Annotated in this window: 6 protein-coding genes, 3 tRNA genes and 3 rRNA genes; 4 read left to right on the top strand and 8 right to left on the bottom strand. The window is 55.3% G+C overall.

Features of this window, described 5'->3' with window-relative positions; genetic code table 11:
• Positions 1-453 precede the first annotated feature (453 nt).
• Positions 454-4,590, top strand: coding sequence for a CheR family methyltransferase (locus ELQ88_RS08965; RefSeq protein ID WP_138964651.1), 4,137 nt, complete (start codon positions 454-456; stop codon positions 4,588-4,590).
• Positions 4,591-4,594: 4 nt separating this feature from the next.
• Here the strand turns inward: ELQ88_RS08965 and ELQ88_RS08960 are convergent, their stop codons facing one another.
• The 7 genes from ELQ88_RS08960 to ELQ88_RS08925 all read right to left on the bottom strand — a co-directional run bounded on the left by ELQ88_RS08960 (position 4,595) and on the right by ELQ88_RS08925 (position 11,419).
• Positions 4,595-5,134, bottom strand: coding sequence for a hypothetical protein (locus ELQ88_RS08960; RefSeq protein WP_138964649.1), 540 nt, complete (start codon positions 5,132-5,134; stop codon positions 4,595-4,597).
• 155 nt (positions 5,135-5,289) lie between these two features.
• A 5S ribosomal RNA gene (rrf, locus tag ELQ88_RS08955) occupies positions 5,290-5,405 on the bottom strand.
• A 156-nt stretch (positions 5,406-5,561) separates the two neighbouring features.
• Positions 5,562-8,453 (bottom strand): 23S ribosomal RNA (locus ELQ88_RS08950).
• Between the two features lie 239 nt (positions 8,454-8,692).
• Positions 8,693-8,768 (bottom strand) — tRNA-Ala (locus tag ELQ88_RS08945).
• A 10-nt stretch (positions 8,769-8,778) separates the two neighbouring features.
• Positions 8,779-8,855: transfer RNA gene (locus tag ELQ88_RS08940), tRNA-Ile, on the bottom strand.
• Between the two features lie 125 nt (positions 8,856-8,980).
• Positions 8,981-10,517 (bottom strand): 16S ribosomal RNA (locus tag ELQ88_RS08935).
• The 16S, 23S and 5S rRNA genes sit together here with 2 tRNA genes alongside, the layout of an rRNA operon.
• A gap of 825 nt (positions 10,518-11,342) precedes the next feature.
• Positions 11,343-11,419 (bottom strand) — tRNA-Arg (locus ELQ88_RS08925).
• Positions 11,420-11,705: 286 nt separating this feature from the next.
• Here ELQ88_RS08925 and ELQ88_RS08920 point away from each other — a divergent pair.
• The 3 genes from ELQ88_RS08920 to ELQ88_RS08910 all read left to right on the top strand — a co-directional run bounded on the left by ELQ88_RS08920 (position 11,706) and on the right by ELQ88_RS08910 (position 12,997).
• Positions 11,706-11,939, top strand: a complete 234-nt coding sequence (locus ELQ88_RS08920) for a hypothetical protein (RefSeq protein WP_138969489.1) — start codon at positions 11,706-11,708, stop codon at positions 11,937-11,939.
• 22 nt (positions 11,940-11,961) lie between these two features.
• Positions 11,962-12,141 (top strand): PA3371 family protein, encoded by a 180-nt coding sequence (locus ELQ88_RS08915; RefSeq protein ID WP_128869783.1) that lies wholly within the window; start codon positions 11,962-11,964, stop codon positions 12,139-12,141.
• Positions 12,142-12,670: 529 nt separating this feature from the next.
• On the top strand, positions 12,671-12,997 hold the full coding sequence (locus ELQ88_RS08910) for an Arc family DNA-binding protein (protein ID WP_008066583.1): 327 nt from the start codon (positions 12,671-12,673) through the stop codon (positions 12,995-12,997).
• Positions 12,998-13,203: 206 nt separating this feature from the next.
• Here ELQ88_RS08910 and mgtE read toward each other — a convergent pair whose 3' ends face one another.
• Positions 13,204-14,646 (bottom strand): magnesium transporter, encoded by a 1,443-nt coding sequence (gene mgtE / locus ELQ88_RS08905; protein WP_138964647.1) that lies wholly within the window; start codon positions 14,644-14,646, stop codon positions 13,204-13,206.
• Positions 14,647-14,730 lie beyond the last annotated feature (84 nt).

Genomic DNA, 14,730 nt, shown 5'->3' with positions numbered 1-14,730 from the left:
ACGCCATTCAAGTCCGGCGTGACACATTCAATCTCATCAATGCCCGTCAATCGCTGCGCGAGTGAACGCTGGCCATCGGTTGTCATGACGCAATCCTTGTTATTGTGCGGGCCGCTAACGGCGACCCGTACAAAATAGGCTCCGCGTGTTCGGAATATCAAGCATCGGTACTCAAATTCTTCATCGCCAATGACCACGTCACACTGTAGGAGCCGGCTTGCCGGCGAAAGCGGTGTTTCAGTCGACATCTTCGCTGGATGTCAGAACGCCTTCGCTGGCAAGCCAGCTCCTACAGGGGGGGTGCATTCAGGTAGAAAGCGGCTGAACGGCCGCCGCCGAGGGCGCTAAATATTTGAAGGCGTTATTGAAAAACGGGATTATCCTGACTCATTGATGTGCGCTGTCCATCGCTTGAACTCAAGACGTCTCCCGTCTCTGCCAAAGGCCGAAGTCATGACCACCACTCCCAAGCGCTCGGACACTGTTTCCGAGCCAAAGGCCTTGAGCCCCAGCACCCTGGATTTTCCGGTGGTGGGCATTGGCGCGTCGGCCGGTGGGCTGCAAGCCATCAAACTGTTTTTCGAAAACATGCCCCAGGACAACGGCATGGCGTTCGTGATCATTCTCCATCTCTCCCCCGACCACCAAAGCATCGCCGACAAAATCATCCAGGAATCGACCCGTATGCCGGTGCTGCAGGTCACCGAAACGGTGCCCATCGAGAAAAACCGGGTGTATGTCATTTCACCGGCGCAACGGCTGGCGATGAATGACGGAGTTCTTGAAGTGCGCGCCTGCGACCCGGCTCAGGGGTGCCATGCGTCCATCGATCTGTTCTTTCGTGACCTCGCCGATGTGCACCGCGAGCGTGCTTTCTGTGTGGTGCTGTCAGGTTCCGGTTCGGACGGTGCCGTCGGTTTGTCCCGTATCAAGGAACAGGGCGGCGTCACCCTCGCCCAGGCACCGGAAGACGCCGAGTTCGACAGCATGCCCCGTGCAGCCATCGACACGCGCATGGTAGACCTGGTGTTGCCCGTGGTCGAAATGCCGCAAAAATTGCTGGAATTGTGGCGCAACGCCCAGGCAATCAGCTTGCCTACCGCCAACGATCCCGAACTGCAAACCATTGCCGCCGTCTCCGAACGCGAAGCCGTGGTGGCCGAACAATGGCTGCAGGACATTCTTATCCAGTTGCGCACCGGCACCGGCCATGATTTCAAACACTACAAACGCGCCACCGTACTGCGCCGGATCGAACGCCGGATGCAGGTGACGGCTCAGCCGGACCTCGCCGGCTACTATCGTTTTTTGCAAAGTAACCCCGAGGAAACCAAGGCACTGCTGGGCGATATGCTGATCGGCGTGACCAACTTCTTCCGCGACCGTGAAGCCTTCGAAGCCCTGGAACGGGATGTGGTGCCGCAACTGGTCAGCGCCGCCGTCTCGGCGCAAACCGAGAAAGAAGAGATCCGGGTCTGGTCCGCTGGCTGCTCCACAGGCGAGGAAGCCTACAGCCTGGCGATGCTGCTCAACGATCAGTTGCAACTGGACAGAAGCGCGGCTTCGTTTCAGCTCTTTGCTACCGACATCGACGAGCGCGCCATCAGCGTCGGCCGGGCCGGGCTGTATCCGCAGGCGATCATTACCGACGTACCGCCGACGCGACTGCGGCATTACTTCGGCAAGGAAAACGACCACTATCGAGTTCGCAAGGAAATCCGCGAAAAGGTGCTGTTCGCCAAACACAGCCTGTTGTCCGATCCGCCGTTCTCGCAAATCGACCTGATCGTTTGCCGCAACCTGCTGATCTACCTGGATCGCGAGGTTCAGCGCGAAATCCTGCAGATGTTCCACTTTGCCCTGCGTCCCGGCGGCTTTCTGTTCCTCGGTTCATCCGAGAGCGCGGACGCGTGCCATGAATTATTCGCGCCGGTAGACAAACGTAACCGGATCTTCCGCGCCAAGACTGGCACGGCCAATAGCCGCCGCACCCCGACCATGCCCCGCGGCGGCTACGTGCGGACCAGTGTTTCCCGGCAAGTGCCGCAAAACAGCCTGCCGCGCAAACTGTCCGTCGCCGATATCCATCAACGGGCCCTGGAACAGTCCGCACCACCGAGCATGATCGTCGATGCCAATGCCGACATCCTGCACATGAGCGAAAGTGCCGGGCGTTTCCTGCGGCATGTCGGCGGTGAATTGTCGCGCAATTTGCTGACCCTGATTCTTCCGCAATTGCGCCTGGAAATCCGCACCACCCTGTTCCAGGTGCAGCAGAGCGGCCAGCCGGTCAAATCCCGCGAAGTACCGATCCAGCGCGACGACCGGCGCTACCTGATTGATCTCGTCGCCCATCCCTACAAGGATGAAGAGTCGGACGGCGACTACGTGCTGGTGATATTCGAGGAGGTGGAGGTCGACCCTTCGGAGTTGGCGGCGACCACCGTGCTACAAACGGAAAGCCAGGTGCTGTCCAACCTGGAGCGCGAACTGCAACGCACCAAACTGCACCTGCAGGACACCATCGAACAATCGGAAGTCTCCAGCGAAGAGCTCAAGGCTTCCAACGAAGAAATGCAGGCGATCAACGAAGAACTGCGTTCGGCCACCGAAGAGCTGGAAACCAGCAAGGAAGAACTGCAGTCGATCAACGAAGAACTGCTGACCGTCAACTTCGAGCTGAAAAGCAAGGTCGAAGAGACCGACAAGATCAACGATTACCTGACCAACCTGATCGCCTCCACCGACATCGCCACGGTGTTTGTCGACCGCAGCATGCGCATCAAGTGGTTCACCCCGCGCGCCACCGACATCTTCAGCATGTTGCCGGTGGATACCGGGCGCTCGTTGCTCGACATCACTCATCGCCTGCATTACGACGACCTGGCCGCAGATGCGGCGCAGGTGTTCGAATCATTGAACATGATCGAGCGCGAAGTCAGCAGCACCGACAATCACTGGTACATCGCGCGCCTGCTGCCCTATCGCTCCAGCGAGGACCACATCGACGGCACCGTGCTGACCTTCATCGACATCAGCAAACGTCGCGCCGCCGAAGAAGAGCTGCGCCTGGGCGAAGAACGCATGCGCCTGGTCGCCGAAAGTACCCGCGACTACGCGATCATCACCCTCGATGAACTGGGCATCATCACCAGCTGGAACAAAGGCGCCGAGTTGATCTTCAGCTACAGCAAGGCCGAGGCCGAAGGCGCGTATTACGACTTCATATTCTCCGCCGAGGATCGCGCGGCCGGCGTGCCTGAAAATGAGCTGTTATCGGCGCGCACTCATGGCCGCAGCGAAGATGAACGCTGGCACCTGCGCAAGGATGGCAGCCGCTTCTTCTGCAGCGGCGAGGTGACGCGGCTCAAGGGTGAGAATCTCAAGGGCTATGTGAAGATTGCCCGGGACCTGACCGGCCACAAGCGCCAGCACGAAGAGCAAAGCCAACAGCTGGCCGAGACCCGCAACACCAATTACCTCAAGGATGAGTTCTTCGCGGTGATGTCCCACGAGCTCAAGCATCCGCTGAACCTGATCCAGCTCAACGCGGAGCTGCTGCGTCGCTTGCCGGTCACCAAGTCGCTGGCGCCGGCCGCCAAGGCCGTCAATACCATCTGCGATGCCGTCAACAGCCAGGCACGTATCATCGATGACCTGCTGGATGTCGCACGGGTTCGCACGGGCAAGCTCAAGCTGCAACCGGTCGCCGTGGACCTGATCAGCGTGTTGCGTGACATCCACACTGTGGTCCTCAACGAACAGCACGAACTCACGATTGAACTGTTGGTGCCCGCTGACCCGCTGATCGTCCAGGCCGATCCGACTCGCATGGAGCAGGTCATCTGGAACCTGGTGAACAATGCCCTGAAATTCACCCCGCCCCAGGGCCGCGTGCAGTTAATCGCCAGCCAGGTGGGGAACATGGCTCGGCTGGATGTCAAAGACGATGGTGCCGGCATTGCGCCCGAGAACCTCGATCATGTGTTCGACCTCTTTGGTCAGGCCGAACAGCAGCACGCCACCCACCACCGGGAAGGCCTGGGTATCGGTCTTTCGCTGGTCCGCCAGTTGACTGAGGCACAACGCGGAACGGTTGAGGTGAGTTCTGCGGGTATCGGAACGGGCTGTACCTTCACGGTGTGTCTGCCACTGGCACTCACCCATGGCGCGATTCAATCGGCGCCCCCGTTCGAAATCGCCTCGGGACGGCTGAGCGGATTGACGATTCTCCTGGTAGACGACTCCGCCGACGTACTGGAAACCTTGAAAATGCTGCTGGAGATGGAGGACGCGCAGGTGATTGCCTTCGATCGTCCGGTGGCAGCTTTGGACGCGGCGAAAAACACCCGTTTCGATCTGATCATTTCGGACTTGGGCATGCCGGTCATGAGCGGCCATGAGTTGATGAGTGCCCTGCGTCAGCTACCATTGGTCAAGGATGTGCCGGCCATTGCACTGACCGGCTATGGCGCCCACAGCGACATTCAAAAGTCTCGGCAATCAGGCTTTGACCAGCATATTGGAAAGCCGGTGTCCTACGATGACCTGATCGAAACCATCGAGGCCCTGCGCCAGCCGCAGCGGTAACACATCAATCGAGATAAGCGCGCTGTACGCAGGCGCGTCTATCGATTGCCTGCCTGAGCCGCTCCTTGTGATCGGCCCACATCCCGGGATCAACCTTGGTTGAGCGCATCAAAGCCAACATGGCAGTCTTGGCTGCACGGTACTCCGCCCAGGCATCCTCGGTCCTGAGCTTCAAACGTTCGCGCTCGGTCATCTCCATACGCCTCAACGCCAATACCGACTCATCGGTGATCACCGTACTCAGGGTCAACTGCACCCGGTGCGGCGCTACGAACGCTTGAGTGGCCGCGACCATTTCTCTTGCCCGCTGGGTGCCCCATTTCAACGCGATACAGTAATGTTCACCGACACGCCGGTCATAAAACTCCTCGCCGATCGCCCAGCCATTCGGACCGTAGACACCTACGAAGACCTGGGTAATCCCCCCTTGGTTGATCCGCGCCTGTACTTCGATTTCCACGCCATCGCTGAGGACTTCCTCATGGGACTGGAGGGGTAAACGTCTATTGGTCCATAGCCAGAATTGGGCGCCTCGGCGTCGCATCTATTTCGCTCCGTGAGTGGTCCTCTGGATTAAGGCACAGCACTGGCGGAGTTTCCATGTAGGTCGTCGGGCGGTGGCATTTTCGTCACGCCTGTTTCCTGCGGACAAAAACAAAACCCCTACCTGCAGTCGCAGATAGGGGTTTTGGAATTTAATCTTGACGATGACCTACTCTCACATGGGGAAACCCCACACTACCATCGGCGATGCATCGTTTCACTGCTGAGTTCGGGATGGGATCAGGTGGTTCCAATGCTCTATGGTCGTCAAGAAATTCGGGTACTGAGTCGTAGCCAGTCGGCTTCGCTTCAGCAAATCGGGTATGTGATAGCTTTCGGTGTTTAGTGAGATTCGAACTTTCGGTTCATTTCGTCTTCACACACCGCAATCTGGCCTCTTTCGAGTTCACAAATTGCTTGGGTGTTATATGGTCAAGCCTCACGGGCAATTAGTATTGGTTAGCTCAACGCCTCACAGCGCTTACACACCCAACCTATCAACGTCGTAGTCTTCGACGGCCCTTCAGGGGACTCAAGGTCCCAGTGAGATCTCATCTTGAGGCTAGTTTCCCGCTTAGATGCTTTCAGCGGTTATCTATTCCGAACATAGCTACCCGGCAATGCCACTGGCGTGACAACCGGAACACCAGAGGTTCGTCCACTCCGGTCCTCTCGTACTAGGAGCAGCCCCTCTCAAATCTCAAACGTCCACGGCAGATAGGGACCGAACTGTCTCACGACGTTCTAAACCCAGCTCGCGTACCACTTTAAATGGCGAACAGCCATACCCTTGGGACCGGCTTCAGCCCCAGGATGTGATGAGCCGACATCGAGGTGCCAAACACCGCCGTCGATATGAACTCTTGGGCGGTATCAGCCTGTTATCCCCGGAGTACCTTTTATCCGTTGAGCGATGGCCCTTCCATACAGAACCACCGGATCACTAAGACCTACTTTCGTACCTGCTCGACGTGTCTGTCTCGCAGTCAAGCGCGCTTTTGCCTTTATACTCTACGACCGATTTCCGACCGGTCTGAGCGCACCTTCGTACTCCTCCGTTACTCTTTAGGAGGAGACCGCCCCAGTCAAACTACCCACCATACACTGTCCTCGATCCGGATAACGGACCTGAGTTAGAACCTCAAAGTTGCCAGGGTGGTATTTCAAGGTTGGCTCCACGCGAACTGGCGTCCACGCTTCAAAGCCTCCCACCTATCCTACACAAGCAAATTCAAAGTCCAGTGCAAAGCTATAGTAAAGGTTCACGGGGTCTTTCCGTCTAGCCGCGGATACACTGCATCTTCACAGCGATTTCAATTTCACTGAGTCTCGGGTGGAGACAGCGCCGCCATCGTTACGCCATTCGTGCAGGTCGGAACTTACCCGACAAGGAATTTCGCTACCTTAGGACCGTTATAGTTACGGCCGCCGTTTACCGGGGCTTCGATCAAGAGCTTCGCGTTAGCTAACCCCATCAATTAACCTTCCGGCACCGGGCAGGCGTCACACCCTATACGTCCACTTTCGTGTTTGCAGAGTGCTGTGTTTTTAATAAACAGTCGCAGCGGCCTGGTATCTTCGACCGGCATGGGCTTACGCAGTAAATGCTTCACCCTCACCGGCGCACCTTCTCCCGAAGTTACGGTGCCATTTTGCCTAGTTCCTTCACCCGAGTTCTCTCAAGCGCCTTGGTATTCTCTACCCAACCACCTGTGTCGGTTTGGGGTACGGTTCCTGGTTACCTGAAGCTTAGAAGCTTTTCTTGGAAGCATGGCATCAACCACTTCGTGTTCTAAAAGAACACTCGTCATCAGCTCTCGGCCTTAGAATCCCGGATTTACCTAAGATTCCAGCCTACCACCTTAAACTTGGACAACCAACGCCAAGCTGGCCTAGCCTTCTCCGTCCCTCCATCGCAATAACCAGAAGTACAGGAATATTAACCTGTTTTCCATCGACTACGCTTTTCAGCCTCGCCTTAGGGACCGACTAACCCTGCGTCGATTAACGTTGCGCAGGAAACCTTGGTCTTTCGGCGTGGGTGTTTTTCACACCCATTGTCGTTACTCATGTCAGCATTCGCACTTCTGATACCTCCAGCAAGCTTCTCAACTCACCTTCACAGGCTTACAGAACGCTCCTCTACCGCATCACCTAAGTGATACCCGTAGCTTCGGTGTATGGTTTGAGCCCCGTTACATCTTCCGCGCAGGCCGACTCGACTAGTGAGCTATTACGCTTTCTTTAAAGGGTGGCTGCTTCTAAGCCAACCTCCTAGCTGTCTAAGCCTTCCCACATCGTTTCCCACTTAACCATAACTTTGGGACCTTAGCTGACGGTCTGGGTTGTTTCCCTTTTCACGACGGACGTTAGCACCCGCCGTGTGTCTCCCATGCTCGGCACTTGTAGGTATTCGGAGTTTGCATCGGTTTGGTAAGTCGGGATGACCCCCTAGCCGAAACAGTGCTCTACCCCCTACAGTGATACATGAGGCGCTACCTAAATAGCTTTCGAGGAGAACCAGCTATCTCCGAGCTTGATTAGCCTTTCACTCCGATCCACAGGTCATCCGCTAACTTTTCAACGGTAGTCGGTTCGGTCCTCCAGTTAGTGTTACCCAACCTTCAACCTGCCCATGGATAGATCGCCCGGTTTCGGGTCTATTCCCAGCGACTAGACGCCCTATTAAGACTCGCTTTCGCTACGCCTCCCCTATTCGGTTAAGCTCGCCACTGAAAATAAGTCGCTGACCCATTATACAAAAGGTACGCAGTCACCCAACAAAGTGGGCTCCCACTGCTTGTACGCATACGGTTTCAGGATCTATTTCACTCCCCTCTCCGGGGTTCTTTTCGCCTTTCCCTCACGGTACTAGTTCACTATCGGTCAGTCAGTAGTATTTAGCCTTGGAGGATGGTCCCCCCATATTCAGACAAAGTTTCTCGTGCTCCGTCCTACTCGATTTCATGACTAAGAGATTTTCGCGTACAGGGCTATCACCCACTATGGCCGCACTTTCCAGAGCGTTCCGCTAATCTCAAAGCCACTTAAGGGCTAGTCCCCGTTCGCTCGCCACTACTAAGGGAATCTCGGTTGATTTCTTTTCCTCAGGGTACTTAGATGTTTCAGTTCCCCTGGTTCGCTTCTTAAGCCTATGTATTCAGCTTAAGATACCTAACTTATGTTAGGTGGGTTCCCCCATTCAGACATCTCCGGATCAAAGTCTGTTTGCCGACTCCCCGAAGCTTTTCGCAGGCTACCACGTCTTTCATCGCCTCTGACTGCCAAGGCATCCACCGTATGCGCTTCTTCACTTGACCATATAACCCCAAGCAATCTGGTTATACTGTGAAGACGACATTCGCCGAAAATTCGATAATACTCAATTAAGAGCAACTCACAAATTTTACCTTAGCCTGATCCAACACCAGTGAAAGTGTTGTTCAGTCTATCTTTCTATCACATACCCAAATTTTTAAAGAACGATCTAATCAAAGACTAGAAATCAATATTCACAACGGAATACTCATTTCTAAACTCTAACGTCAGAAGCAGTAAATGGTGGAGCCAAACGGGATCGAACCGTTGACCTCCTGCGTGCAAGGCAGGCGCTCTCCCAGCTGAGCTATGGCCCCATAACAAAATTGGTGGGTCTGGGCAGATTCGAACTGCCGACCTCACCCTTATCAGGGGTGCGCTCTAACCAACTGAGCTACAGACCCAATTTTGATGCTTAGCGCAATCAAACTTGAAGCGTGTAGCTTAAAGCTTGAAGCTGCTTCTATCGTCTTCTTCAATGAATCAAGCAATTCGTGTGGGAGCTTATGGAGCAGCTGATGTCGTCGATTAAGGAGGTGATCCAGCCGCAGGTTCCCCTACGGCTACCTTGTTACGACTTCACCCCAGTCATGAATCACACCGTGGTAACCGTCCTCCCGAAGGTTAGACTAGCTACTTCTGGTGCAACCCACTCCCATGGTGTGACGGGCGGTGTGTACAAGGCCCGGGAACGTATTCACCGCGACATTCTGATTCGCGATTACTAGCGATTCCGACTTCACGCAGTCGAGTTGCAGACTGCGATCCGGACTACGATCGGTTTTCTGGGATTAGCTCCACCTCGCGGCTTGGCAACCCTCTGTACCGACCATTGTAGCACGTGTGTAGCCCAGGCCGTAAGGGCCATGATGACTTGACGTCATCCCCACCTTCCTCCGGTTTGTCACCGGCAGTCTCCTTAGAGTGCCCACCATTACGTGCTGGTAACTAAGGACAAGGGTTGCGCTCGTTACGGGACTTAACCCAACATCTCACGACACGAGCTGACGACAGCCATGCAGCACCTGTCTCAATGTTCCCGAAGGCACCAATCCATCTCTGGAAAGTTCATTGGATGTCAAGGCCTGGTAAGGTTCTTCGCGTTGCTTCGAATTAAACCACATGCTCCACCGCTTGTGCGGGCCCCCGTCAATTCATTTGAGTTTTAACCTTGCGGCCGTACTCCCCAGGCGGTCAACTTAATGCGTTAGCTGCGCCACTAAGAGCTCAAGGCTCCCAACGGCTAGTTGACATCGTTTACGGCGTGGACTACCAGGGTATCTAATCCTGTTTGCTCCCCACGCTTTCGCACCTCAGTGTCAGTATCAGTCCAGGTGGTCGCCTTCGCCACTGGTGTTCCTTCCTATATCTACGCATTTCACCGCTACACAGGAAATTCCACCACCCTCTACCATACTCTAGCTTGTCAGTTTTGAATGCAGTTCCCAGGTTGAGCCCGGGGATTTCACATCCAACTTAACAAACCACCTACGCGCGCTTTACGCCCAGTAATTCCGATTAACGCTTGCACCCTCTGTATTACCGCGGCTGCTGGCACAGAGTTAGCCGGTGCTTATTCTGTCGGTAACGTCAAGACACCAACGTATTAGGTTAATGCCCTTCCTCCCAACTTAAAGTGCTTTACAATCCGAAGACCTTCTTCACACACGCGGCATGGCTGGATCAGGCTTTCGCCCATTGTCCAATATTCCCCACTGCTGCCTCCCGTAGGAGTCTGGACCGTGTCTCAGTTCCAGTGTGACTGATCATCCTCTCAGACCAGTTACGGATCGTCGCCTTGGTGAGCCATTACCTCACCAACTAGCTAATCCGACCTAGGCTCATCTGATAGCGCAAGGCCCGAAGGTCCCCTGCTTTCTCCCGTAGGACGTATGCGGTATTAGCGTCCGTTTCCGAGCGTTATCCCCCACTACCAGGCAGATTCCTAGGCATTACTCACCCGTCCGCCGCTCTCAAGAGAAGCAAGCTTCTCTCTACCGCTCGACTTGCATGTGTTAGGCCTGCCGCCAGCGTTCAATCTGAGCCATGATCAAACTCTTCAGTTCAAACATCTTTGGGTTTTTAAGAAACCCTAAACTTGGCTCAGCAATCGTTGGTTACATCTTTGATTTCTCGCGGAGTAACTTGTGATGCTGATAATCTTGTTGACTATCAGTCTGACTCCACAAGCACCCACACGAATTGCTTGATTCAGTTGTTAAAGAGCGGTTGGTTAAGATCTTTCGTCTCAACCGAGGCGCGCATTCTACGCTTTCCTCTGCTGCTGTCAAGCGGTTATTTTCAGAAGTTTTCAAAGTTTCGCTTGGAAATCCTCAACAACTTCAACCACTTGGCGCTTCCGATCTCTCGTCAGCGGGAGGCGAATTCTACAGCGTTACTCGCTGCTGTCAACACCTCTTTTACTCCGCTTTCGACCGAGAAGATCGAACCGTTGATAAGGCGACAACACACTGCCTGATCAACTCCTTCTGGGCTTCGATGAACTGAAGCAACTCACTGTCGAAAACTGCGTAACTCTTTGTTTACCAAGGAGTTTTCCGTTTCGACTGCGCCGGAAGTGGGGCGAATTATAGACTTCCAGAATCTGCCGTCAACCTTTAATTCAGCCTTCCTGGCAATAACTTGCCGAAGCCCGCAAAACGGTACGTTTTCCCGGGACAGGAGAGCAAAACCCAAGCCTTCTATATAGAAGCAATTGTCAGTGCTCGAAAGCAAACCCTGCAACGCTTCGAAATGCCTGGTGCCAAAACAAAAAAAGCCCCGCCAGATTCGAATCCCTGAGCGGAGCTTTTTCATGCCTGAAGCAAATGCCCTGCCCCGCCAGCCACGAAGCTGATGAGGAAGGAGACGAATTGGCTTCCTTGAATTAGTGGTGTCCCAGGGCAGGTTCGAACTGCCAACCTTCCCCTTAGGAGGGGGATGCTCTATCCAATTGAGCTACTGAGACACAAGTCACCCCTAAGCGCGACGCTTGGGACGGCGAGCATGTTAACGGCCAGGCCTGCTTTTGTCATGTCGTGCGTAGGCTTTTTAAGTGTAGGCAGATACTTCAAGGCCGCGCAGCGTCGCCGACCGTGCAAATTGCATCACCGCAAAAAGCCATCATTGCAAAATGCAACAGCCAGCGCCCGACGCCCCATGCTATATCTTTGATTTTAAAGGATTTATTTGGCCATCAAGTCTTGGCATGCCGGCTGCTTCAGTTACCTCATAAACAACGGAGGTCAGCCCTCATGAATAGCGCCCTTTTACTCTCGAACGCGATCGCCCTGGCCGTACTGCTGGGTTTTCATTTTGCTCCAGAGAACGGCACTGAGTCGGTTGCCCAACGAACACCCCACTACCTCCAGCTACAAAAAGCGCCGCAGCTGGCAGTCCTGAACGATCAGCGCGGTTTTGCAAGCCAGGACGTGAGCCAGGAGAAAATCCTGCGGCCAGCTCCCGCTTCAGAACGCCTGGTATTTTAAATCCACCCTATCGGAGCGCAGCATGTCCAAATCAGCAGCAGGATTTCTCGTCCTGACGTTACTGTGCGGCATTTTTCATCTGGCATTGGTCGAGGATCGGCTCATCACCTTGCCGCTCATTGCCTGCGGCGTATTTGGCACACTGTTTATGGCGGCACTGGTCGCCGGGCGCAGAATCAAATTCGATCCCGTTTTACGCTGACAACCCGCAGACTCCGATCACTGACCAGCCGCGCCCGGGGGGCACGCTTCCGGTCATTTGGCGCTGCCGCAGCTCGCGCGCAATTTTCACCCGGCCCGCCCTGCCCGATCAGCGCAGCCGCTGAAGCACATCAAACTGCCATCCATCCTGCAATCGCGTATCAGTACGCCTGAACCCTAGCAAATCGGCCATCTGCCACTACTCTGTATAGGTAAGGAACATTGAACGAATCCGCATAACTTGCACCTCCAGGCGTCCTAGGACATCACCGGTCGGGCAACCGGACGCGGCCAGCGATACGGACAGGTCAAACTTACCAACCAGTCCGCATTTCTGATAACAGGTGCTGGCAGAACGCCTTTATCCAGTTCAATATTTGTCACAGAATTGACGCCAACGAACTGGCTACCTTGAGGCATGATGCGGGCCTCTACCAATTCAGGTTGAACATTTGGCCAGAGCGCTTGTCCTATCAGACATCCTGCGGCCAATTCCGAGAACCGCTCCCCTGAACTAACCGGTTAAATATATGCGCCCATTGAAACAGGCAATTTATTCCAGCCGTACGGCTGACAAGTTCGTCGTACGTCTGCCAGACGGAATGCGTGAACGCATTGCCGAGGTGGCTCGCAATCATCACCGCAGCATGAACTCCGAAATCATCGCGCGCCTTGAACAGAGCCTTATTCAGGAAGGCGCTCTGGGCGAAGAACTGAGCATGCGCCTGGACAGCCCGGAGTTGTCACTGCACGAACGCGAACTGCTGCAACGCTTCCGCCAACTGTCCCACCGCCAGCAGAACGCGCTTGTCTCGCTGATTGCCCATGACGCCGAAATGACCGCAGACGCGTCCTGATTCATCACGAAAACCCCAAGCCAGCGTAATTGCTGGCTTTTTTGTGCCTGGAATACGGGCATAAAAAAACCCGCCAGGCAGCGGGTTATTGGGTTTCCTGTAGGAGCCAGGCTTGCCGGCGAAGGCGATCCCAAAATCGCTTTCGCCGGCAAGCCTGGCTCCTACGGGGGACGCCAGTCGGATTGGCGGGATTCAGGCAATGGAAATCAGAGCAGGAAAATCGTCGCCAACCCAAGGAAGATGAAGAAGCCACCACTGTCGGTCATGGCGGTGATCATCACACTGGCCCCCATCGCCGGATCACGACCAAGCCGTGACAGCGTCATGGGAATCAATACCCCCATCAAGGCTGCAAGCAACAGGTTGAGCGTCATGGCGGCGGTCATTACCACGCCAAGGGACCAGCTGCCATAGAGCAGATAGGCGACGACGCCGATCACACCCCCCCACACCAGACCATTGATCAGGCCTACGGCCAACTCCTTGCGCATCAGACGCGACGTGTTGCCCGTACTCACCTGGTCCAGCGCCATGGCGCGAACGATCATGGTGATGGTCTGGTTGCCGGAGTTGCCACCGATACCCGCCACGATCGGCATCAATGCCGCGAGCGCCACCAGCTTCTCGATGGAACCTTCGAACAGGCCGATCACCCGGGAGGCAATGAAGGCGGTAATCAGATTCACAGCCAGCCAGGCCCAGCGGTTGCGCAGGGACTTCCAGACCGAGGCGAAGATATCTTCTTCTTCGCGCAGACCCGCCATGTTGAGCACTTCGCTTTCGCTCTCTTCACGGATCAGGTCGACCATTTCATCAATGGTCAGACGGCCGATCAACTTGCCGTTCTTGTCGACGACGGGCGCCGAGATCAAATCGTAACGCTCAAACGCCTGGGCGGCATCGTAGGCATCTTCATCCGGATGGAAACTCACCGGATCGCTGGCCATGACTTCAGACACCTGTTTATCCGGGTCGTTGACCAGTAAGCGCTTGATCGGCAACACGCCCTTGAGCACGCCGCCATAATCGACCACGAACAACTTGTCCGTGTGGCCCGGCAGCTCCTTGAGGCGACGCAGGTAGCGCAAGACCACCTCGAGGCTGACGTCCTCACGGATCGTCACCATCTCGAAGTCCATCAGCGCACCGACCTGCTCCTCGTCATAGGACAGGGCCGACCGCACGCGCTCACGCTGCTGGTTGTCCAGGGTTTCCATGAGCTCATGGACGACGTCTCGCGGCAGCTCGGAAGCCAGGTCAGCAAGTTCGTCGGCATCCATGTCCTTGGCGGCAGCCAGGAGCTCGTGATCGTCCATGTCGGCGATCAGGGTTTCACGAACCGAATCGGATACTTCGAGCAGGATGTCGCCGTCGCGATCGGCCTTGACCAGTTGCCAAAGCGTCAGGCGATCGTTCAGCGGCAAGGCTTCGAGGATATAGGCAACGTCGGCGGAGTGCAGGTCATCGAGTTTGCGTTGCAACTCGACGAGATTCTGCCGGTGAACCAGGTTTTCGACCCGCTCGTTATGCGCGCCTTCCTGGCGATGAGTCAGGTCTTCGACCACCCGCTGGCGCTGCAGCAGCTCAATGACCTGAGCGAGGCGGTCCTGCAAGCTTTCTTGTGTTTTCTTTACTTCTACTTCAGACATAGGCGAACTCCACTCCCAGCAGCGGAGCGCGCCGGAAGGATCAATCAGTCAATTCATGATTGGAAAAACGTTTTACTGAGTAAC

This window comes from Pseudomonas sp. MPC6 (assembly GCF_006094435.1).
Classification (GTDB): Bacteria; Pseudomonadota; Gammaproteobacteria; order Pseudomonadales; family Pseudomonadaceae; genus Aquipseudomonas.
This window is presented reverse-complemented; position numbering and strand designations above follow the sequence as displayed.

Excerpts from the sequence above, each read along its gene's own strand:
- ELQ88_RS08965 (WP_138964651.1), top strand. The coding sequence starts at position 454 with ATGACCACCACTCCCAAGCGCTCGGACACTGTTTCCGAGCCAAAGGCC.
- ELQ88_RS08960 (WP_138964649.1), bottom strand. The coding sequence starts at position 5,134 with ATGCGACGCCGAGGCGCCCAATTCTGGCTATGGACCAATAGACGTTTA.
- ELQ88_RS08920 (WP_138969489.1), top strand. The coding sequence starts at position 11,706 with ATGAATAGCGCCCTTTTACTCTCGAACGCGATCGCCCTGGCCGTACTG.
- ELQ88_RS08915 (WP_128869783.1), top strand. The coding sequence starts at position 11,962 with ATGTCCAAATCAGCAGCAGGATTTCTCGTCCTGACGTTACTGTGCGGC.
- ELQ88_RS08910 (WP_008066583.1), top strand. The coding sequence starts at position 12,671 with ATGCGCCCATTGAAACAGGCAATTTATTCCAGCCGTACGGCTGACAAG.
- mgtE (WP_138964647.1), bottom strand. The coding sequence starts at position 14,646 with ATGTCTGAAGTAGAAGTAAAGAAAACACAAGAAAGCTTGCAGGACCGC.